Annotated in this window: 17 protein-coding genes; 12 read left to right on the forward strand and 5 right to left on the reverse strand. The window is 71.9% G+C overall.

From position 1 onward, the window contains the following. Position 1: 1 nt before the first annotated feature. Entirely contained in the window at positions 2-2,548 is a 2,547-nt protein-coding gene (gene pheT / locus IE231_RS14495) for a phenylalanine--tRNA ligase subunit beta (RefSeq protein WP_189694685.1), read from the forward strand. A 20-nt stretch (positions 2,549-2,568) separates the two neighbouring features. Then, a complete protein-coding gene (locus tag IE231_RS14500) occupies positions 2,569-3,285 on the forward strand; it encodes a 4'-phosphopantetheinyl transferase family protein (RefSeq protein ID WP_189694686.1) in 717 nt (238 codons plus the stop codon). 53 nt (positions 3,286-3,338) lie between these two features. On the opposite strand, the gene IE231_RS14505 is transcribed toward IE231_RS14500, so the two are convergent. From IE231_RS14505 to IE231_RS14515, 3 genes are all read right to left on the reverse strand, one after another. Further along, positions 3,339-4,739, reverse strand: coding sequence for a M1 family metallopeptidase (locus IE231_RS14505; protein ID WP_306341573.1), 1,401 nt, complete (start codon positions 4,737-4,739; stop codon positions 3,339-3,341). Continuing rightward, positions 4,709-8,650, reverse strand: coding sequence for a Pls/PosA family non-ribosomal peptide synthetase (locus IE231_RS14510; protein ID WP_189694687.1), 3,942 nt, complete (start codon positions 8,648-8,650; stop codon positions 4,709-4,711). Before IE231_RS14510 ends, IE231_RS14505 begins: the two co-directional genes overlap by 31 nt. A gap of 64 nt (positions 8,651-8,714) precedes the next feature. Continuing rightward, positions 8,715-9,680, reverse strand: coding sequence for a quinone oxidoreductase family protein (locus tag IE231_RS14515; RefSeq protein ID WP_189694688.1), 966 nt, complete (start codon positions 9,678-9,680; stop codon positions 8,715-8,717). A 104-nt stretch (positions 9,681-9,784) separates the two neighbouring features. On the opposite strand from IE231_RS14515, the gene argC reads away from it, so the two are divergent. From argC to IE231_RS14550, 7 genes are read left to right on the forward strand one after another with little or no spacing between them, the layout of a single operon-like run. Beyond that, on the forward strand, positions 9,785-10,855 hold the full coding sequence (gene argC, locus IE231_RS14520; RefSeq protein ID WP_189694689.1) for an N-acetyl-gamma-glutamyl-phosphate reductase: 1,071 nt from the start codon (positions 9,785-9,787) through the stop codon (positions 10,853-10,855). Continuing rightward, positions 10,852-12,018 (forward strand): bifunctional glutamate N-acetyltransferase/amino-acid acetyltransferase ArgJ, encoded by a 1,167-nt coding sequence (gene argJ / locus IE231_RS14525; protein WP_189694690.1) that lies wholly within the window; start codon positions 10,852-10,854, stop codon positions 12,016-12,018. Before argC ends, argJ begins: the two co-directional genes overlap by 4 nt. Before the next feature lie 11 nt (positions 12,019-12,029). After that, positions 12,030-12,983 (forward strand): acetylglutamate kinase, encoded by a 954-nt coding sequence (gene argB, locus IE231_RS14530; protein ID WP_189694691.1) that lies wholly within the window; start codon positions 12,030-12,032, stop codon positions 12,981-12,983. Further along, on the forward strand, positions 12,980-14,296 hold the full coding sequence (locus IE231_RS14535; protein ID WP_189694692.1) for an acetylornithine transaminase: 1,317 nt from the start codon (positions 12,980-12,982) through the stop codon (positions 14,294-14,296). The genes argB and IE231_RS14535 overlap by 4 nt, the downstream gene beginning before the upstream one ends. After that, complete coding sequence (gene argF, locus IE231_RS14540) at positions 14,293-15,267, forward strand: ornithine carbamoyltransferase (RefSeq protein ID WP_189694693.1); 975 nt, start codon at positions 14,293-14,295, stop codon at positions 15,265-15,267. Before IE231_RS14535 ends, argF begins: the two co-directional genes overlap by 4 nt. 10 nt (positions 15,268-15,277) lie before the next feature. Continuing rightward, positions 15,278-15,811 carry an arginine repressor gene (locus IE231_RS14545; RefSeq protein WP_189694694.1) on the forward strand — a complete coding sequence of 178 codons (534 nt, stop codon included), beginning with the start codon at positions 15,278-15,280 and terminating at the stop codon, positions 15,809-15,811. A gap of 43 nt (positions 15,812-15,854) precedes the next feature. Then, the gene (locus IE231_RS14550; protein ID WP_445977851.1) at positions 15,855-16,928 is read left to right on the forward strand and encodes a DNA polymerase IV; all 1,074 of its coding nucleotides are present in this window, start codon (positions 15,855-15,857) and stop codon (positions 16,926-16,928) included. A gap of 29 nt (positions 16,929-16,957) precedes the next feature. Here the strand turns inward: IE231_RS14550 and IE231_RS14555 are convergent, their stop codons facing one another. Further along, a complete protein-coding gene (locus IE231_RS14555) occupies positions 16,958-17,521 on the reverse strand; it encodes a dihydrofolate reductase family protein (protein WP_189694695.1) in 564 nt (187 codons plus the stop codon). Positions 17,522-17,657: 136 nt separating this feature from the next. On the opposite strand from IE231_RS14555, the gene IE231_RS14560 reads away from it, so the two are divergent. Next, the gene (locus tag IE231_RS14560) at positions 17,658-18,119 is read left to right on the forward strand and encodes a DUF8821 family protein (protein ID WP_189694696.1); all 462 of its coding nucleotides are present in this window, start codon (positions 17,658-17,660) and stop codon (positions 18,117-18,119) included. On the opposite strand, the gene IE231_RS14565 is transcribed toward IE231_RS14560, so the two are convergent. Then, positions 18,103-18,699: a DinB family protein gene (locus tag IE231_RS14565; protein WP_189694697.1), complete on the reverse strand. Its 597-nt coding sequence runs from the start codon at positions 18,697-18,699 to the stop codon at positions 18,103-18,105. The two genes, IE231_RS14560 and IE231_RS14565, sit on opposite strands and share 17 nt — an antisense overlap. A 130-nt stretch (positions 18,700-18,829) precedes the next feature. On the opposite strand from IE231_RS14565, the gene IE231_RS14570 reads away from it, so the two are divergent. Together IE231_RS14570 and IE231_RS14575 are read left to right on the forward strand one after the other, a co-directional pair. After that, a complete protein-coding gene (locus tag IE231_RS14570) occupies positions 18,830-20,080 on the forward strand; it encodes an NAD(P)/FAD-dependent oxidoreductase (RefSeq protein ID WP_201896945.1) in 1,251 nt (416 codons plus the stop codon). Beyond that, a complete protein-coding gene (locus IE231_RS14575) occupies positions 20,077-20,973 on the forward strand; it encodes an RNA polymerase sigma-70 factor (RefSeq protein ID WP_189694698.1) in 897 nt (298 codons plus the stop codon). The genes IE231_RS14570 and IE231_RS14575 overlap by 4 nt, the downstream gene beginning before the upstream one ends. The last annotated feature ends 156 nt before the right edge of the window (positions 20,974-21,129 follow it).

A 21,129-nucleotide genomic window follows, 5' to 3' on the forward strand; every position in this document is an offset into this window, starting at 1 on the left:
CATGCGAATCCCCCTTTCATGGCTGCGCCAGTACACGCAGCTCCCCGCCGACGCGACGGCTGAGGACCTCATGGCGGACCTCGTGAAGGTCGGTCTGGAGGAGGAAGCCGTCCACCGGCCCTCCGACACCATCAGCGGGCCCATCGTGGTGGGCCAGGTCCTCAGCGCCGTCAAGGAGCCGCAGAGCAACGGCAAGACCATCAACTGGTGCCAGGTCCGCGTGGTCCCCGAAGGCCAGGAGCAGACGCTCACCGGCAAGGGTATCGACCCGTCGGGCGTCCAGGGCATCGTGTGCGGGGCGCACAACTTCGAGCCTGGCGACAAGGTGGTCGTGACCCTTCCGGGCGCCACCCTGCCCGGCGACTTCCACATCGCGGCCCGCAAGACCTACGGCCACGTCTCTGCCGGGATGATCGCCTCCGTGCGGGAGCTCGGCATCGGTGACGATCACGACGGGATCCTGGTCCTCTCCCGGATCGGTCTGGACCCCGAGGTCGGCACCGACGCCCTCGAGCTCCTCGGCCTGAACGACGAGGCCGCCGAGATCAACGTGACGCCCGACAGGTCCTACTGCTTCTCGATCCGGGGCATCGCCCGCGAGTACTCGCACGCGACCGGGACCCCGTCGACTGACCCCGCCACCCTCGTGGAGGTGCCCGAGACGCTCACCGGGGGACACGCCGTCGTGCTCGACGACGACGCGCCCATCTACGGTGCGCCCGGGTGCGACAGGTTCGTGGCGCGCACGGTGCGCGGCATCGACCCGACGCGCCCCACCCCGCAGTGGATGGTCTCCCGCCTGCGGCTCGCGGGCGTCCGCTCCATCTCGCTGCCTGTGGACATCTCGAACTACGTCATGTTCGAGCTCGGCCAGCCCACCCACTGCTACGACCTGGACAGGATCACCGGGGCCATCACGGTGCGCCGCGCGCGTGCGGGGGAGAAGCTCACGACCCTCGACGACAAGGTCCGTGACCTCGATCCGGAAGACCTCCTCATCACCGACGAGTCGGGGCCGATCGGCATCGCCGGTGTCATGGGCGGCGCCTCGACCGAATGCTCCGACACCACCGTGGACGTGCTCGTCGAGGCCGCGCACTTCGACACGGTGACCATCGCCCGATCCCGCCGCCGGCACAAGCTCCCGTCCGAGGCCTCCAAGCGGTTCGAGCGCGGCGTGGACTGGAACGTCGCCGGGGTCGCAGCGCAGCGCGTCGTCGACCTCCTCGTCGAGCTCGGCGGCGGTGTTGCCGACGAGGCGGGCACCGACGTCGGCACCGCACCGGAGCCCGTGCGCATCGACCTCCCCGCCCGGTTCGCGTCCGAGCGGATCGGCATGGAGTTCAGCGACGAGCTCATCACGCGCGCGCTGGGCGACCTCGGCGCGGACGTGGAGCGGGCCGGCGCCGACTTCGTGGTCACGCCGCCGAGCTGGCGCAACGACCTCGAGACCAAGGAGGACCTGTCCGAGGAGATCGCCCGTCTGGTCGGGTACGACAAGATCCCGGCGACGCTCCCGGTGGCGCCCCCCGGGCGCGGGTTCACCCGCACGCAGCAGCAGCGCCGCCGGCTCGTCCAGGCGCTCGCGGACGCCGGGCTGACCGAGATCCTCGCGTACCCCTTCGCGACCAAGGCGGAGAACGAGACGTTCGGCGTCGCAGAGCAGGGCGCGCCACGCCCCGCCGTCAAGCTCGCCAACCCGCTGAGCGAGGAGCGCGGCTGGCTGCGCACCTCGCTCCTGCCGGGCCTGATCGACACGGCCAAGCGCAACCACGGCCGCGGCTTCCGCGACCTCGCACTGTACGAGGCCGGTCTCGTGTTCCTTCCCGGCGATGGCGTGCTCGGCACCGCGGAGATCCCGCCGCTCGGCGTGCGCCCCTCGGAGGAGGTGCTCGACTCCCTCTACGATGGGCTGCCGGATCAGCCGCTGCACGTCGCGGGGTTGTTCACGGGCAAGGAGGCGGCTGAGTCTCCCGGCGCGACCCCGCGGTCCTGGGACTGGGCGGACGCGATCGACGTCGCCCGTCTGGCCGGTGACGTGCTCGGCGTCGAACTCGTGGTCTCCCAGGGATCCCATCAGGCCTTCCACCCGGGCCGCGCTGCGCAGTTCACGCTGCGCTCCGGCGAGGTGGTCGGGTACGCGGGCGAACTGCATCCGAAGCTGCTCGCACAGCTCGACATGCCGGCCCGCACGGTGGCGTTCGAGCTCGACGCGGAGGCCCTCTTCGGCGCCGCAGCCGACGTGGTGGTCGCCAAGCCGATCTCGACCTACCCGGTCGCGACCCAGGACGTCGCCCTCATCGTCGACGCGGACCTCCCGGCGGACTCCGTTCGCGCCGCCCTGACCGAGGGCGCCGGCGAGCTGCTCGAGGATGTGCACCTCTTCGACGTGTACATGGGCAAGGGCATCGAGCCGGGCAAGAAGTCGCTTGCGTTCGGGCTCCGCTTCCGCGCCGACGACCGCACCCTCACTGCCGACGAGGCTTCGGAAGCGCGTGCCGCCGCCGTCGCCCTCGCGGCCGAGCGGTTCGGCGCCATCCAGCGCTAGCAACGGCGCACGGAGCAGCCGTGGTCCTGCGGGCAGTGCCACTCGGACATCCCGGGTCTGCGCTGCCCGCCGGCGTCTCCACCCCCGGTGAGCTCGAGCGCGCCGCTGCGTTCGCCGATCCGCTCGCGCGCCACCGTTTCCTCGCCGGGCGCCTTGCCCTGCGCGCGCACGTCGCAGAGCTCCTCGGCGTGCCGCCCGGCCTCGTCATCCCGACGTACACCTGCCCGGACTGCGGTCCGGGGGAGCACGGTGTTCCGGGGTTCGCGCTCACCGCTTCAGGCAGCGTGACAGCGACGGCGCGGGGCATCCGCGCCGCGCACGACGGCGAGCGGCCGCTCCCGCTTCCCGTCGCCGCGAGCATGTCCCGGGCCGGTGGATGGGTCCTCCTTGCCGCCGAACTCCCGTCCGACGAGGGGGGCGCCGGCGTGGGCGACGCTCCGATACGGCGGCGAGCCCGTCTCGGGGTGGACCTCGCGCGCATCGCGGACCTGCGGGATGCCATCCCTGACGCAGCCTTCTCGGCGGCGGAGCGGCGTCGGGTGTACGCGGCGGATGACCCAGCTGCCGAGGCAGCCACCCTGTGGGCGCGGAAGGAGGCGCTGCTCAAGGCGCTCGGTACAGGGCTGCGCGGCGATCCGTCGGCGGTGGAGACCGTGGGGGACCCGCGAGTCAGTGATCTGGACCCCGGTCGATGCGGTCTCCCGGCGGGGTTTGCGGCTGCGATCGCGCGGGCGTGACCCCAGATGGCAGGGAGGAACAGGGAGGTGCCCCCGGGTCGCTGGGGCGGCGGCTACTCCGGGAGGGGCGGCAGGCGGTACTCGTAGAGCCAGGGCCGGAGGAGGCCGTCGGCGCTGAACGAGGGAGCACCGGCTCCCACCCGGTCGGCGAGCTCGAGGAAGTCGGCGGTGCTGGCGCTCGCGTGCCGGTGCTCCTCCGAGAAGGCCTTGAGCAGGCGGAAGAATCGGTCGTCGCCCAGGGCCCGCCGCACCGCGTGGAGCGCGAGGGCGCCCCGCTTGTAGACGCGGTCGTCGAACATGAGGTCCGGCCCCGGGTCGCCGATGAGGATGTCCTTCCTCTGGGAGTCCACGAGGTCCCACGCGGCGCGTGCACGCGAACGCGTGCTGCCGTGGCCCGCGTGCTCGCTCCAAAGCCACTCGGCGTAGCATGCGAAGCCCTCGTGGAGCCAGATGTCCTGCCACCTCCGGGCGGTGACCGCGTTGCCGAACCACTGGTGTGCGAGCTCATGGGCGAGGAGCCGCTGCGATTCCCACGATCTGGTGATGTGGTTGCGGCCCATGATCGAGAGGGCCTGGGCCTCGAGGGGGATCTCGAGCTCATCCTCGGTGACCACCACGGTGTAGTCAGGGAACGGGTAGGGGCCGAACAGGTCGGAGAACAGCTCCACCATGGCCCGCTGGTCACGCAGCCTTGCGAGTGCCTCCTGCTTCAGCTGCCGCGGCACCGCGGCGTACACGCCGACTGCAGGGGAGGACCGGCGGGGGATCCGCCCGAGCTCGAGCATCTCGTACCGTCCTACCAGCAGTGTCGCCAGGTAGGGTGCCATCGGCTCGTGGACCTCGTACACCCACGTCTCCCGGCTGGCCTTGCGCCGGTGGCCCACGAGCAGCCCATTGGAGACGACGCGGTAGCCCGCATCGGTGGTGGCGGAGATGCGGAACGTGGCCTTCTGGCTGGGGTGGTCGTTGCAGGGGAACCACGTGGGGGCCCCGGTCGGCTGCCCGGCCACGAGCACGCCGTCAGCCAGTTCCTCGAAGCCCACTTCCCCCCACCTCCCGTCCACGGGGCCGGGGTTGCCCTCGTAGCGGACCTCGACGGTGAAGTCGCGGCCCTTGGCGATCGGGGCCGCCGGAGTGACGCGCAGCTCATCGCCGCGTTGGCTGATCTTGGCCGCGCGCGCACCGTCGATGAACACCTTCGGCGCGCGGAGCCCGGTGAGGCTCAGCGCCACCGTCTCGAGGCGCTCTCTGGCGGTGGCCCGCAGGAGTGCGCGCCCGGCGAGGCGGTTGCTCGCGAGCCGCAGATCCAGCTCGAGATCGTAGTGCCGCACCCGGTAGGCGGCGCTGCCGTGTCCGGGGGTGTAGGGGTCCGGGAGTGCGCCGTTGCCGGACGTCCTCGTGGCACGGATGTGCTTGGCGGGGCTCAACGGGTCGGTGCCTCCGGCTCCTTCCACGGTGCCACCGGATTGCCGCGCCAGTAGGTGGCCGGAGGCACGTGCTCGCCCCTCATCACCAGGGATGCCGGCCCCACGGTGGCGCCGTCGCCGATGCGCGCTCCCGGCAGGATCACCCCGTGCGGGCCCAGCGTGGCACCCTCGCCGAGCTCGACGGCGTCGATCGACATGATGCGGTCGTGGAACAGGTGGGTCTGGACCACGCAGCCGCGGTTCACGGTAGAGCCAGGGCCGAGGGCCACGAGGTCCGCCTCGGGCAGCCAGTAGCTCTCGCACCAGCTGCCCGAGCCGATGCGGGCGCCCAGCGAGCGCAGCCACCAGACAAGGGCGGGCGTGCCGGCCGCGGCCCGCGCGAACCACGGCGCCGCCACCATCTCCACGAACGTGTCCTGGACCTCGTTGCGCCATACGAACGAGCTCCACAGCGGGTGCTCGCCGGCCTTGATCCGGCCCACGAAGAGCCACTTCGCGGCCGTGGCCGAGGCTGCGGCGACGGCCCCCGCGGCGAGCATGACTGCCCCTCCGAGGAGGGCTGCGGCCAGGTAGCCCCAGGCCGCGGCGATCCAGTCGAGCGCCGCGAGCACGACGACGGCGATCGCCGTCGTGAGCACGACCGGTACCGCCCGGCACAGCTCCCACAGCGCCCGCGCGGCCTTGAGGCGCGACGGCGGCCGGAACGTCCGCTCGAAATCTGCCTCGACGGCGGTGCGCCTCAGCCGGACCGGCGGGCTGCCGAGCCAGGAAGAGCCGGACTTGGCCTTCCTGGGGGTGGCGGAGAGGACTGCGACCAGGCCGTACTTCGGCACAGAGCGGCCGGCCGCCGTCATTCCCGAGTTGCCGAGGAAGGCGCGCTTGCCGATCTTGGCGGGGGCGATCCTGACCCAGCCGCCGCCCAGCTCGTAGCTGGCCACCATGGTGTCGTCGGCAAGGAACGCGCCGTCGGCCACCGTGGTCATGGATGGCAGGAGGAGGACGGTCGAGGCCTCGACGTCTTTGCCGACCTTGGCTCCCAGCATGCGGAGCCAGACAGGCGTGAAGAGGCTCGCGTAGATCGGGAACAGTACGTCCCGGGCCAGGTCGAGCACCCGCTCGGTGGCCCACACCTGCCAGCCGGCTCGGGACCGTATGCGGTGGTACCCCTCGGCGAGCCCCAGCCCGAGCACTCGGGTGACGGCCGCGATGAGCAGGACGTTGAGCACAAACCAGACGGCAGCCGCAGCGGGGGTCAGCGCCAGGACCGGGCCAAGAGCTGCGTGCAGGGATCCGTGGCCGCGGGCCGCTGCGACGAGCACGAGCGCCGCTGCCGCCGCGGAGACGAAGGGGATGACAGCCAGGAGCGTCGAGCCCGCGGCGAAGGCAGCGATCCAGGCGCCTTCCCGCAGCGGCGAACGGCGCGCCCCGGCGGGCAGCTCGGGCCACTCCGGCTTGGCCTTCCCCACGCGCGTCGCGGGAGAGCCGGCCACGCGCAGTCCCGCCTTGACCTTCCCGGACACCGCGGAGCCCGGGTCGACGACGGCCCCCGCGCCGATTCTGGCCCCCGGCAGGAGGGTGCTGCGCGCCCCGATGGCCGCTCCGGCACCGATGTGGACACCGCCGATGTGCACCCAGTCCCCGTCGATCCACCAGCCGGACAGGTCGACCTCCGGCTCCACGGCGCCCCCCGGGCCCACGGAGAGCATGCCCGTCACGGGCGGAACCGAGTGGAGGACCGCGTCCCGCCCGATCTTCGCGCCGAGCGCCCGGGCGTAGTAGGGGACCCAGGGGGCGCTCGCGAGGCTCACGGCCTGGGCGAGGTCCGCGATCTGCTCGGCGAGCCAGAGCCTCAGGTGCACGCTTCCGGAGCGCGGGTACCTGCCGGGGCGGACGCCGCGCAGCAGCAGCCGGGCCGCACCCACGGAGATGGCCATGCGGCCCCACGGGCTCACGAAGACCAGCCACGACGCGCCGACCCACCACCACGACAGCGTGGGAGCGGCCGTGAAGCCGGCCGCCGCGGCGAGGACGTTGTTCGCCGCGGCGAGATAGGTGAGCCACCGCATGCCCACGAGGATGAAGAGGGGAACGCCCATGAGGGTCTGGACCAGTTGCGTCCGCCGCGAGGTCGGGCGCACCGCGCGCTCGCGCGGGGCCTCTGCGCCCGGTCCCGCGGCCGCGAGGACGGCCTCGACGAGCGCGCCCACCCTCGGGTGGGCGTACACGTCGGCGACCGTGACCGTGGGGTAGCGCCGGCGCAGGGCCGAGACGAGCTGTGCGGCGGCCAGGGAGCCGCCACCGTGGGCGAAGAAGTCCGCGTCGAGTCCTGGGGCCTTCGTGCCGAGCACCGCGCCCCATTGCTCCACGATCCATGCGGCGTCCTCGGGCAGTTCGAGGTCGGGCCCCTCGTCGTTGTCCTGCCCGGGGAGCGGCCACGGGAGGGCGCCGCGGTCCACCTTTCCGCTCGTCTTGGTCGGCAGGGAATCGACGACGGCGAGCACCGGCACGAGCGCGGCGGGCAGCTCCCGCGTGAGCCGCTTCCGGGCGGCGGCGAGGTCCGGCACTGTTCCCTCGGCCGGCGCGAGGTACCCGACGAGGACCTGGTTCCCCGCCGCCGTCGTGCGCACGGCCGCCGCCGCGCCGGCGACGCCCGGGAGTGCCTGGAGCGCGGCGTCCACCTCGCCCAGCTCGATGCGTCGGCCGCCGAGTTTGACCTGCTCGTCGGCGCGGCCCACGAAGACGAGCCCCTCGGGCTCGTAGGTGACGAGGTCGCCGGAGCGGTAGGCGCGCTCCCAGCCGAGCGTGGGCATGGGGGCGTACTTCTCGGCGTCCTTGGCGGGGTCGAGGTACCGGGCCAGGCCCACTCCGCCGATGATGAGCTCTCCGGTGGCGCCCACGGGTACGGGGATCCCGGCCTGGTCCACGATCGCGAGGTCCCAGCCGTCGAGCGGCAGGCCGATGCGCACGGGACCTCCTCCGCCCATGGGCGCGGCGCAGGCGACGACGGTCGCCTCGGTGGGCCCGTACGTGTTCCAGACCTCGCGGCCCTCGACCGCGAGCCGCGCGGCGACCTCCGGCGGGCACGCCTCGCCGCCGAAGATGAGCAGACGCACGTTCTCGAGCGCCTCGGCCGGCCACAGCGCCGCGAGGGTGGGAACGGTCGAGACGACCGTGATCCCGCGCTGCACAAGCCATGGCCCGAGGTCCATGCCGGTGCGGACGAGGGCGCGGGGCGCCGGGACGAGGCAGGCGCCGTGCCGCCACGCGAGCCACATCTCCTCGCAGGATGCGTCGAATGCCACGGACAGCCCGGCCAGCACGCGGTCCTCGGGTCCGATCGGGTCGGCCTTGAGGAACAGCCTCGATTCGGCGTCCACGAACGCCGCGGCAGAGCGGTGCGTCACTGCGACGCCCTTCGGGGTGCCCGTGGAGCCCGAGGTGAAGATGATCCAGCAGTCGTCCTCGGGGACAGGCGGTCGGGGCGACGGGAATGGCTTGGGCCGCTTCCTGTCCACCACCATCGACCCGCCCCCGCGCAGGATGCCCGCGACCCTGGCCTCGCTGAAGACGAGCTTGGCGCGTTCGTCGGGGTCATCGGCGTCGACAGGGACGTACGCGGCCCCGACGAGCATCGTCGCGAGGATGGCGACGTAGAGCTCGGCAGTCCCCGACGGGATGCGGATGCCGATGCGGTCCCCGGCCCCCAGGCCGGCGGCGTGGAGCTTGCGGCCCATGGCGCGGACCTCGTCGAGGAGCTCCGCGTAGGAGAGGGCCTGCGCCCCGTCGTCCAGCGCGGGCGCTTCGGGGAAGGCCTCGGCGCTCGCGGTGAGGATATCGAGCAGGGTGCGGGGCGCCGGGGTGCGCTCCGACCCCGCGAGCTGGGGCGGGTAGCGCCGCGGGGCTGTGTCGAGGACTTCGGGCTCACTGGTGGGGGTCATCGTGCCGCCATTCTTTCACCGGGCCGGCGGCCGCCGCTGGATGGCGGCCGCCCGGCGCCGCGTGTCAGGGGACGAGCAGGACCTTGCCGGTGGTGGCGCGGCCCTCGAGCGCGGTGTGCGCGGCGGCGGCCTCCCAGAGCGGGAACTGGGCTCCGATGCGCACGTCGAGGCTGCCGTCCACGACAGCGCCGAACACCTCGGAGGAGCGCCAGCGCCGTTCGGCCGCATTGAGGAGGTGGTGTGCGAGCGTGGGCCGCGTGACGAACAGGGAGCCGGCCGCGTTGAGGCGCTGCAGGTCGAACGGGGGCACGGGGCCCGAGGCGGCCCCGAAGAGCACGAGCATGCCGCGCTTGCGCAGGCACTCGAGCGAGCCGTCGAACGTGTCCCGCCCGACGCCGTCGTACACCACGTCGACCCCGGTGCCGCCGGTGAGCTCCCGCACGTGCGACGGGAAGTCCTCGTAGCGGATCACGTGGTCGGCTCCGGCGCCCGAGGCGAGCTCGGCCTTGGCGTCCGTGGAGACGGTCGTGATGACCCGGGCGCCCTTGGCCTTGAGCATCTGCGTGGCGAGGAGGCCCACTCCGCCGGCGCCGGCGTGGAGCAGGACCGTCTGGCCGGGCTCCACCCGGAACGTCGAGTTGATGAGGTAGTGGGCCGTCATGCCCTGCAGCGGCAGCGCGGCGGCAGTGAGGAGGTCCACCCCCTCGGGGACGGGCAGTGCCTTGTCCGCGTCGATCAGGGTGTAGTCAGCGTAGGTGGCGTGGCCCTCGGCGGTCGCGACCCGGTCGCCGTGCGCGAAGTCCGTCACGCCCTCGCCGACGGCCGTCACGACGCCTGCGGCCTCCGCGCCCGGAGTGAAGGGGAACGCGACCTTGTAGTAGCCCTGCCGCTGGTACGTCTCGATGAAGTTGACACCCGTCGCGGCGACGCGGACGAGCAGCTGGCCGGGTCCGGGTGCGGGCATCTCGGCCTCTGCGTAGGCGAGGACCTCGGGTCCCCCGGGGGCGGTGGCGACAATGGCGTGGGTCATGGAAATCTCTCCCTGCTTCTCGTTTCGCGTCCGGATCCCATCCTAGAGAAGCACTTCATGCATAAATATTGACTACCATGCATAAACTTGCCTACAGTGAACGGGTGACCATTACTGCAGCCGTGTCCGGAGCCAGCGGCTACGCCGGGGGAGAGGTCCTCCGGCTGCTGGCCAACCACCCCGAGATCGAGATCGGAGCGATCACCGCCCATTCGAGTGCCGGGAGCCGGCTGGGGGAGCTTCAGCCCCACCTGCTGCCCCTCGCGGACCGCGAGATCGTCGAGACCACGCCTGAGAACCTCGCCGGGCATGACGTCGTGTTCCTGGCCCTCCCGCACGGCGCCTCCGCCGAGGTCGCCGCCGCGCTGCCGGAGGACACCCTCGTGATCGACGCCGGTGCCGACCACCGCCTCGAGGACCCCGAGGCCTGGTTCCGCTTCTACCGCTCCGAGCACGCGGGCACCTGGCCGTACGGCCTGCCCGAGCTCCTCCTCGGCCCAGCCGAGGCCGGGACCGCCGGCAAGCAGCGCGAGAAGCTGCGCGGCGCCCGCCGGATCGCCGTCCCGGGCTGCTACCCGACCTCCGTCCTCCTCGCCCTCACCCCCGGCTTCGCCGCGGGCCTGCTCGAGCCCGACGACGTGGTCATCGTCTCGGCGTCCGGCACCTCCGGCGCGGGCAAGTCGGTGAAGCCGAACCTCCTCGGATCCGAGGTCATGGGCTCGATGAGCCCTTACGGCGTGGGCGGGGGCCACCGCCACACTCCCGAGATGGAGCAGGGCCTCTCGAACGCGGCGGGCGAGCCGGTGACGGTCTCGTTCACACCGACGCTCGCCCCGATGAGCCGGGGCATCCTCACGACGGCGACCGCCCGGGTCAAGCCGCGCGCCGCCGGCGACGTGGCCGCCACACTGCGCGCCGCCTGGGAGTCGGCCTACGATGACGAGCAGTTCGTCCACCTCCTCCGGCCGGGCCAGTGGCCGGCCACGCAGATGGTCGCGGGGTCCAACAACGCCGTCATCCAGCTCGCCTATGACGAGCACGCCGGCCGCGTGATCGTGAGCTCCGCGATCGACAACCTCACCAAGGGCACTGCCGGCGGCGCCGTGCAGTCCATGAACATCGCGCTGGGCCTTCCCGAGGGCGCCGGCCTGAACCAGCTGGGAGTCGCACCGTGACCGTCACCGCACCCAAGGGCTTCCGGGCCGCCGGCGCCACCGCCGGGCTCAAGGCCTCCGGCAAGCCGGACATGGCCCTCGTGGTCAACGACGGCCCCGACAGGCACGCCGCCGCCGTCTTCACCTCCAACCGCGTCATGGCCGCGCCCGTTCGCTGGTCCAAGCAGGTCGTCACGGACGGCCGCGTGGACGCCGTCGTGCTCAACTCCGGCGGCGCGAACGCGTGCACCGGGACCGAGGGGTTCCAGAACACCCACCGCACCGCGGAGAAGACCGCGGACGTGCTCGGCATCTCCGCGGGGGACGTGGTGGTCTGCTCGACCGGGCTCATCGGCGAGCAGCTGCCCATGGACAAGGTCATCCACGGCATCGACACGCTGGCCGGTGCGCTCGCGGACGACGGGGGCCACGATGCTGCGGTTGCCATCATGACCACGGACACCGTCGCGAAGGAGGCCGTCTTCACGGGCACCGACTCCGCGGGGATCGAGTACACGATCGGCGGCATCGCCAAGGGGGCGGGGATGCTCGCGCCGGGCCTCGCCACGATGCTCGTGGTCCTCACCACCGACGCCGCGGCCGCGCCCGAGATGCTCGACGCCGCGCTCCGGGACGCGACCCGCGTGACGTTCAACCGGGCCGACTCCGACGGCTGCATGTCCACGAACGACACCGTGGTCCTGCTCTCCTCCGGCGCCTCCGGCGCCGTCCCGGACACGGCCGGGTTCACGGCCGGCCTCACCCAGGTGTGCGCCGAGCTCGCGCGCAAGCTCATCGGCGACGCGGAGGGCGCCTCGCACGACATCGCGGTCCGCACGTTCCACGCGGCCAGCGAGCGGGATGCGGAGGTCGTCTCGCGCGCCGTGGCCCGATCGAACCTCTTCAAGACCGCGATCTTCGGCAAGGACCCCAACTGGGGCCGCGTCCTCTCCGCCGTCGGCACGACCGATGCCGCTTTCGAGCCCGATGAGGTCAACGTTTCGATCAACGGCGTCGAGATCTGCCAGAAGGGCGGAATCGGCAAGGACCGCTCCCTCGTGGACCTCGAGAAGCGCGAGGTGCTGGTCGAGATCGACCTGGCCACCGGCAGTGCCGAGGCGACGATCTGGACCAACGACCTCACGCACGACTACGTGCACGAGAACTCGGCCTACTCGAGCTGAAGGGCGCGACCATGACCGAGACCAATATCCGCCTCGCGATGGACAAGGCCGAGACCCTCATCGAGGCGCTGCCCTGGATCCAGAGGTTCGCCGGCACCACCGTCGTGGTGAAGTACGGCGGCAACGCCATGGTGAACGACGAGCTCCGCCGCGCCTTCGCCGAGGACATCGTGTTCCTCCACCACGTGGGCATCCGCCCCGTCGTGGTGCACGGCGGCGGCCCGCAGATCAGCGCGATGCTGGGCCGCGTGGGCCTCGAGAGCGAGTTCAAGGGCGGTCTGCGCGTCACCACGCCGGAGACCATGGAAGTGGTCCGCATGGTCCTCACCGGCCAGGTGGGCCGCGAGCTCGTGGGGCTCATCAACTCCCACGGCCCGTACGCGGTAGGCCTCTCCGGCGAGGATGCAGGCCTCCTCCAGGCGGTCCGCACCGGCGCGGTCGTCGACGGCGAGGAAGTCGATCTCGGCCTCGTGGGCGAGGTCGTGGGCGTCAACCCCGGCGCGGTCCTGGACATCCTCGAGGCGGGCCGCATCCCGGTGATCTCGGGCGTCGCCCCCGAGGTGGCCGCTCCCAGCGGGACGGCGGCGCCCGACGGCGCACCGGTCGCCTACCAGCCGACCGGCCAGGTCCTCAACGTCAACGCGGACACGGCGGCCGCAGCGGTCGCGGTGGCGCTCGGTGCCTCGCGCCTCGTGATCCTCACGGACGTCGAGGGGCTCTACCGCAACTGGCCCGACAAGGACTCGCTCGTCTCGCAGATCTCGGCCTCGGAGCTGGCGGAGATGCTCCCGAGCCTGGCCTCGGGAATGATTCCCAAGATGGCCGCGTGCCTCAAGGCCGTGAGCGAGGGCGTGGACCGCGCCGCCATCGTGGACGGCCGGAGCCCCCACACGATGCTGCTTGAGATCTTCACGAACGCAGGCGTCGGCACCCAGGTGGTGCCCGACGGGGAAGGAACAGCATGACCACCGAGAACCTTCCGCAGGAACGGCCCCTTTCCGAGCTCGTGGGGAGCTCGCCGTCGGGAGCGGCATGGCTCTCCCGCTACTCGGACTCGCTCATGGGCGTGTTCGGCACGCCTCAGCGGGTGCTCGTGCGCGGTCAGGGCTGCTACGTGTGGGACGCGGACGGCAAGCAGTACCTCGACCTCCTCGGGGGCATTGCCGTCAATGCCCTCGGCCACGCACACCCCTTCGTCACGAGCGTCATCTCGTCGCAGCTGTCCACGCTCGGCCACGTCTCGAACTTCTTCACGAGCCCCACCCAGGTGGCACTCGCCGAGAAGCTCCTCGAGATCACCGGGGCCCCCGCCGGGTCGAAGGTGTTCTTCGCCAACTCTGGGACCGAGGCGAACGAGGCCGCGTTCAAGCTGGCGAGGCGGAACTCCACTAACGCGGCCAACGGCCAGCGCACCAAGGTCGTTGCCCTCGAGGGTGCCTTCCACGGGCGCACCATGGGAGCCCTCGCGCTCACGGCGAAGAAGGCCTATCGCGAGCCGTTCGAGCCGTTGCCGGGCGGAGTGGTCCACGTCCCGTTCGGCGACGTCGACGCGCTTGCCGCCGCTGTCGACGACACCACGCAGGCGGTCTTCCTCGAGCCGATCCAGGGCGAGGCCGGGGTCATCCCGCTTCCTCCCGGCTACCTCGCCGCTGCGCGGAAGATCACGCACGACGCCGGGGCCCTCCTCATCGTCGACGAAGTCCAGACCGGGATGGGCCGCACGGGCGCGTGGCTCGCGATCGAGGGCTCGGGGATCGTCCCGGACGCGGTCACCCTCGCCAAGGGCCTCGGCGGCGGCTTCCCGATCGGGGCGCTCATCACCTTCGGCGCCGAGAACAGCGAACGGCTCTCGGCCGGCCAGCACGGCACCACCTTCGGCGGCAATCCCGTCGCGACGGCCGCCGCGCTCGCCACCGTGCACGCGATCGAGACGCAGGGCGTCCTGGCGAACGTGCGGGCCGTGGGGGAGCGGCTGCGCGAGTCGCTCTCGGCCCTGCCGGAGGTCGCCGAGGTCCGCGGCCGCGGGCTGCTCATCGGCGTCGATCTGGCGCTCCCGGCGGGCGTACCGGAGAGCGCGAACCTCGCCGGCGCCGTCGTCAATGCGGCGCTCGAGGCGGGCTTCATCGTCAACGCCCCGGGGCCGCGGACCGTCCGCCTGGCCCCGCCGCTCATCCTCACGGCCGAGCAGGCCGACACGTTCGTCGCGGCGCTGCCACAGCTCGTGGCCTCGGCTGCAGCGCAGCTGTCCGCGGCCACCACCGAGAAGGAGGCGAAGTGACCACACGGCACTTCCTCAAGGACACCGACCTCAGCCCCGCCGAGCAGGCCGAGGTCCTGGACCTCGCCCTGCGGATGAAGGCGGCGCCGTACTCGGTGCAGCCGCTCGCCGCCGAGGGCGCGGGCCGCAAGACCGTCGCAGTCATCTTCGACAAGACCTCGACCCGCACGCGCGTCTCGTTCTCCACCGGCGTCTCGGACATGGGCGGCACCCCGCTCATCATCAACCCGGGCGAGAGCCAGATCGGGCACAAGGAATCGGTCGAGGACACCGCGAAGGTCCTCGAGCGCATGGTCGCCGCGATCGTGTGGCGCACCGGCGCGCACCAGGGCCTCGTGGACATGGCCGCGAACTCGCGGGTGCCTGTGGTCAACGCCCTGTGCGACGACTACCACCCGTGCCAGCTCCTCGCCGACCTGCTCACCGTCAAGGAGCACAAGGGCAAGCTCGCCGGTCTCAGCATGGCCTACCTCGGCGACGCCGCCAACAACATGGCCAACTCGTACCTGCTCGCCGGCGTCACGGCCGGCATGCACGTGCGCATCGCCGGACCCGAGGGCTACCTGCCCGCGCCGGAGATCGTTGCCGAAGCGGAGGACGTCGCGGCGGCCACCGGAGGCTCGGTGCTCGTCACGGTCGACCCTGCAGCCGCGCTCGAGGGCGCAGACGTCGTCGCCACCGACACCTGGGTCTCGATGGGGCAGGAGGCCGAGAAGGCCGAGCGGATGCAGCTCTTCCGCGACTACTCCGTGGACGCCGCGGCGATGGCCAAGGCCGCGCCCGACGCCGTGTTCCTCCACTGCCTCCCGGCGTACCGCGGGTACGAGGTCGCCGCAGAGGTGATCGACGGGCCCCAGTCGGTGGTGTGGGACGAGGCGGAGAACCGCCTGCACGCCCAGAAGGCCCTGCTCGCATGGGTGCTGCACCAGTCCGGTCAGGCCGTGGTCGAGGGCCTCGCCCCCCGCGCGTGAGGATCCGAGCGTGAGCAGCCCCGGCCGGCACGCGGTACCGGCATCCGCACCCCAGACCAAGGCGGCCCGCCAGGCGCGCATCCGCGCGCTCCTGGCCGGCCAGCCGGTGCGCTCGCAGGCCGAGCTCGCCTCGCTGCTCGCGGACGACGGCGTTCAGGTCACCCAGGCGACGCTCTCGCGCGACCTCGTGGAGATCGGCGCGGTGCGGGTGCGCGGCACCGAGGGAAGCCTCGTGTACGCCGTGCGGGGCGAGGGCGGGGACCGCAGCCCGCGCATGGGGATGGACCAGGAGGTCCTCGACGCCCGCCTCGCGAAGCTCTGCGCCGAACTGCTCGTGACCGCAGAGGCGTCGGCGAACATGGTGGTGCTCCGCACCCCGCCGGGCGCCGCGAACTTCCTCGCGCTCGCGATCGACCATTCGGTGATCCCCTCCGTCCTCGGGACGATCGCCGGCGACGACACCATCATGCTCGTCACCCGCGACCCCGACGGGGGCGACGCCGTGGCGGCCAGGTTCCTCGAGCTCGCCTCGCAGGGAGCGTAGCGCCGCGCTCCAGCCGCGCGGGGCCGTGGGGCACACTGGTGGCGTGAGCGGAAACCGATGGGTGCTGCACGTGGACCTCGACCAGTTCATCGCGGCCGTCGAGGTGCTGCGCCGCCCGGAGCTTGCGGGCAGGCCGGTCATCGTCGGGGGCCGCGGCGACCCCACGGAGCGGGCCGTCGTCTCCACAGCGTCCTACGAGGCCCGGGCGTTCGGCGTCGGGTCAGGGATGCCGCTGCGCATCGCCGCCAGGAAGGCGCCGGACGCCGTCATCCTGCCTGTCGACAGGGACGCCTACCTCGAGGCCTCCGACTCGGTGATGGCCACCCTGCGCGCGCAGCCCGGCGCCACCGTGCAGGTGCTCGGCTGGGACGAGGCGTTCGTCGGCATCCAGACCGACGATCCCGAGGCGTACGCCCGCCGGATCCAGAACGCCGTCCTCGAGCACACGCGCCTGCACTGCAGCGTAGGCGTCGGTGACACCCTGGTGCGCGCCAAGGTGGCCACCGGCTTCGGCAAACCGGCCGGCGTCTTCCGCCTCACGGCCGCGAACTGGCTCGAGGTGATGGGTCCGCGCCCCACAAAGGACCTGTGGGGCGTCGGGTCCAAGGTCTCAGGACGGCTGGCCAAGCTCGGCATCACCACTGTTGCCGAGCTCGCGGCAACCGATCCCGAGGACCTCGTCGCCGAGTTCGGCCCGAAGATGGGGCCGTGGTACGCCCAGCTCGGACGCGGCGACGGCCAGAGCACGGTGGACGATACCCCCTGGGTCGCGCGCGGCCACAGTCGGGAGACGACCTTCCAGCAGGACCTGACGGACGCTGCCCAGATCGACAGTGCGGTGCGGGACCTTACGGCGCGCGTCCTCGAGGACGTCTCCGCGGAGGGGAGGCCGGTCGTGGGGCTGACGCTCAAGGTCCGCTACGCGCCGTTCGTGACCAAGAGCTACGGCAGGAAGGTGTCCGAGACTTCCGACCGGGACGAAGTGCTCGCCCGTGCGCTGGACCTTGCCGCCGGCATCGAGCCGGGCCGCCCCATCCGGCTCCTCGGCCTCCGCGCAGAGATGGCCATGCCGGAGGACGCGCGCACGGGCCACACGCCCACTCGCAGCGGCTGGTGAAGTGCTCCTGGCGCCACCCGGCCCGGCAGCTAGCGCCTTGCCCGGTAGCGCAAGTAGAGCACTCCCGAGCCGAACACGCGCGTCTCGACGAGCTCGAGGTCGACGCGCCGCTCGTGCCGAGGGAAATAGGGAGTGCCGCCACCCACGAGCACGGGATGCACGATGGTCCGGTACTCGTCGATGAGCCCGGCATCCGAGGCCTCCGCGGCCAGGGTGGCGCCGCCGATCGCGATCTCGCCCCCGCCGGGCTCTGCGCGCAGCCGCTCGATCTCCTCGGCCACGCTCCCGGTGGCGAGGCGGGCCTCCCCCTGCAGTTCCGAGAGTGTCCGGGAGAACACCACCTTGGGCAGCGGCTTCCACAGCGCAGTCCACTCGCGGTCCGCCTCGCTGAGCGATGGGTCCTGGTCTGCGGTCTCCCAGTAGAGCATCGTCTCGTACAGCCGCCGGCCCATCAGGTGGACCTCCACAGCCCGGATCTCCTCGATCCAGTGGCGGAACACGTCGTCGCTCGGGGCCGTCCAGTCGAACGTCCCGTCCGGTCCGGCGATGTACCCGTCGAGCGAGACGCCCATGGAATAGGTCACAGTGCGCATCGAGTGCCTCCTTGGCCCGAGAGTACCGGCGTGCGCGCGGATGCGGATCCCCCCGCGCACCGGTCAGGAATCGAGAAGCCCAGGCGGTGCGTCCGGACGTAGTGTGAGTGCAGATTGAACCGATCGAGGAGGACCGATGGCCTACACCGTTGACTTTAAGGACGTCTCCACCGTCGGGCTGGAGTCATCTCCCGTCGCCGACGCGCTCGCGGGACTGCGCGCGAACGAGGCCCGATACTTCAAGAACAAGTACGACCACGACTTCACCGTCACTCCGGCCTCCCAGGACACCGCCACGCTCGAGTGGATCCACAAGATCCTCGCCGAGGAGCGGGACATCCATATTGCCTCGACGCCGCTCGAGGTCACCTCCTTCGAGGTGGAGGGGACGAAGATGGCGTACGTGTTCTACGAGTCGGGGCTCTCGATCAACGTCATGTACGCCCTCGAGGATGGCGGAAAGCGCGCGGTCGGCTTCAAGCTGTCCGACGGCATGGAGGTGCCCGAGGAGCTCTCGGCGTTCAAGTTCGCCCGGCAGAAGTCGAAGCTCGCGGGAACCATTCGCGGCTCCTACTTCGTGCTCAAGGGCGAGTACTGAACCGGTCCGCAAGTCGGGTGAGCTTTTCCACATAGGCCGGCCAGTCCACCTGCGGGAGGTTGTCCGCGTCCGCCCGGAGGCCGGAAGCGCCGTCGGTCAGCTCTCGGAGGATGTCGGCGTGGCCGGCGTGCCGCGCCAGTTCGGCGATGACGTGGACAAGGATCCGTTCGAGCGTGACGTCGGCGCGGTCGTCGGGCCACCACGCGACCCGCCCGGGGGCGTCGAGCGGCAGCTCGTCGATTGTCGCGTCGGCGAACGCCCAGACGCGCCGATACAGGCTGACGATCCAGGCGGCGCTCTCGTCTTCGGTCGCGTACCAGTCGGCCTGCGGATCGGCGTCGAAACCGGCGTCCGAGACGAGTTCCCCCGGCGCGCGCCATGGACGCCCGAACGTCTCGCCGAAGTACCGGGCCTCGATGTTGGCCACGTGCTTGAGGATCCCGAGCAGGGTGAGGCCGGTCTGCGTCCGCGGTAGCCTCAGCTCGCGCTCGCTGAGCCCCTCGAGCTTCCACAGCAGGGCCTCGCGGTGGATCTGCAGGTACCGCTTGAGCACGGCTTTGGGGTCGTTCAGATCCGGCATTCCTGCATTCTCACCGATTCGGGTGAAGTTCGCACCGTCGAGCGGTACCCCCCACTGTCACAAGTGCGCGGCGTCCGGTGTCTAGTGGCCGGAATCCCGAAACGCGGGACCCGGACTTTCAGGAGGCACCGTGACTGAGAACCCCAGCACCGCCGCGACCGGCACCGAGACCAGCACGCGCCGGACCCGTGTGGTCGTGGTCGGAGGGGGGTACGCCGGCACGATGGCGGCCAACCGCCTCACCCAGCGCGACGATGTGGACGTGGCCCTCATCAACCCCCGCCCGGACTTCGTCGAGCGGATCCGCCTGCACCAGCTCGTGGGCGGGACGCATGACGCCGTCCACGACTTCAGCGACGTCCTCTCGCCCCGCGTCGGACTCGTCATCGGCGAGGCCGCGCGGATCGACGCCGCGCGACGTGCCGTCGAGCTCGAATCCGGGGGGACGGTCGAGTACGACTACCTCGTCTATGCCGTCGGCAGCGCCGGCGCGGAACCCACGGTGCCCGGCGCGGCCGAGTTCGCCTACCCGCTCTCGACGCTCGAGGGCGCGCTGCGGGCGCGCTCGGCGGTCGAGGCCGCGGGCCACGCGGCGGGCGGACCCCCTGCTGTCACGGTGGCCGGCGCGGGACCCACGGGCATCGAGACCGCGGCTGAACTCGCTGAGCAGGGCTGCCGCGTCACGCTCCTCTGCGGCGGCGTGCTCGGCCCCTACCTGCATCCCCGGGCGCGCCGCGCGCTGGCCGCACGCCTCGAGGAACTCGGCGTCCGGGTGCTCGACGGTCCGGGCTCCCGGGCAGCCGAGGTGGGCGCCGCCGTCGTGCGTCTCGAGGACGGCCGGGAGGTGCGCGGCGGCGTGACGCTGTGGACCGCGGGGTTCGGGGTGCCGGACCTCGCCGCGCGCAGCCGCCTGTCAACCGACCCGGCCGGACGCCTCCTCACCGACGAGACCCTGACGAGCGTGGACGACCCGCGGATCGTGGCCGCCGGCGACTCAACCTCCCCCTCGGGGATCCCCTACCGGATGAGCTGCCAGGCCGCGATCCCGCTCGGCTCGCTCGCAGCGGATGCGGTGCTCGCCCGTATCGAGGGGCGGTCACCCCGGGCGGTCTCTCCGGGCTTCGTAGGCCAATGCCTCAGCGTCGGACGGCGCGACGGGCTCGTCCAGGCCTCCACGAGCGACGACCACGCGAAGAAGGGCTTCGTGCGAGGCCGCACCGCGGCCGCGATCAAGGAGGCCGTCTGCTGGTCGACCTACCGGGGCCTGGTCTTCGAGGGAAGGCGGCCGGGCCTGGTCAACTGGGCGTTCCTCAAGGACGGCCGGCGGCGGGACCTGCTCGAGACCCGCGTAGCGTTGGCCCGAGAGGGGAGTGCTTTATGAGCGACCACACCGCATCGACGGCAACCGAGGCGTTCGTCGCCCACCGCAACCTGCTGTTCACGGTGGCGTACGAGATGCTCGGTTCCGCCGCCGACGCCGAGGACGTCATGCAGGAGTCGTGGCTGCGCTGGGCCGAGGCCGACCGCGACAGCGTGCGCGACGAGCGGGCCTACCTGGTCAGGATCGTCACCCGCCAGGCGCTCAACCGCCTGCGCACGATGGCCAGGCGCAAGGAGTCGTACGTGGGGCCGTGGCTCCCGGAGCCCCTGCTCACGTCTCCGGACGTGGCCGACGACGTCGAGCTCGCCGAGAGCCTCTCCATGGCCCTCATGCTCGTCCTCGAGACCCTCTCTCCGACCGAGCGGGCCGTGTTCGTGCTGCGCGAGGTGTTCGACGTGGGCTACGACGAGATTGCGGAGGCGGTGGACAAGAGCCCGGCGGCGGTGCGGCAGATCGCGCACCGGGCGCGCCAGCACGTCGAGGCGCGCAGGCCCCGCGAGACGGTGCCGCCGCGTCAGGTCGCCGCGACGCTCGAATCGTTCCGGCGCGCCGTCGACACCGGGGACCTCCAGGGCCTCCTCGACGTGCTCGCCCCGGACGTTGTCCTCGTGAGCGACGGCGGCGGGCGCAAGCAGGCAGCGCTCCGCCCGATCGTCGGAGCGGAGAAGGCCCTGAGGTTCTTCGGAGGGATCATGGCCAAGACCCCGGGCACGATCACGAGCGCACTGACGTCGGTCAACGGCACCCCGGCCCTCGCGTTCCGCATCGACGGCGAGCTCGACGGTGTGCTCGCAGTCAGGCTCGAGGCGGGGCACGTGACTGGCCTCTACTACGTGCGCAATCCGGAGAAGCTCACGCGCCTCGGGACGGGCACGGTGCTCACGCGAGGCTGACCCCCACAACGCAGAGGCTGGCCCGGCGGCCAAGGAACCGAGGCTGGCGGCGGTCAGTCGTGCGGCGGAGAATGCCTGAGAGCGACGCGACCGGATTGCGACGACTGCATATCTATGTAGACTGATGCATAACAATTCGTCCGCTGCGCTGCTGTG

The organism is Sinomonas cellulolyticus (genome assembly GCF_014656475.1).
GTDB lineage: Bacteria > Actinomycetota > Actinomycetes > Actinomycetales > Micrococcaceae > Sinomonas > Sinomonas cellulolyticus.

Bases quoted from the DNA above. Each gene is read 5' to 3' on its own strand.
- pheT (WP_189694685.1), top strand. From the start codon at position 2: ATGCGAATCCCCCTTTCATGGCTGCGCCAGTACACGCAGCTCCCCGCC.
- IE231_RS14510 (WP_189694687.1), bottom strand. From the start codon at position 8,650: ATGACCCCCACCAGTGAGCCCGAAGTCCTCGACACAGCCCCGCGGCGC.
- IE231_RS14515 (WP_189694688.1), bottom strand. From the start codon at position 9,680: ATGACCCACGCCATTGTCGCCACCGCCCCCGGGGGACCCGAGGTCCTC.
- argB (WP_189694691.1), top strand. From the start codon at position 12,030: ATGACCGAGACCAATATCCGCCTCGCGATGGACAAGGCCGAGACCCTC.
- IE231_RS14535 (WP_189694692.1), top strand. From the start codon at position 12,980: ATGACCACCGAGAACCTTCCGCAGGAACGGCCCCTTTCCGAGCTCGTG.
- IE231_RS14555 (WP_189694695.1), bottom strand. From the start codon at position 17,521: ATGCGCACTGTGACCTATTCCATGGGCGTCTCGCTCGACGGGTACATC.
- IE231_RS14560 (WP_189694696.1), top strand. From the start codon at position 17,658: ATGGCCTACACCGTTGACTTTAAGGACGTCTCCACCGTCGGGCTGGAG.
- IE231_RS14565 (WP_189694697.1), bottom strand. From the start codon at position 18,699: ATGCCGGATCTGAACGACCCCAAAGCCGTGCTCAAGCGGTACCTGCAG.
- IE231_RS14575 (WP_189694698.1), top strand. From the start codon at position 20,077: ATGAGCGACCACACCGCATCGACGGCAACCGAGGCGTTCGTCGCCCAC.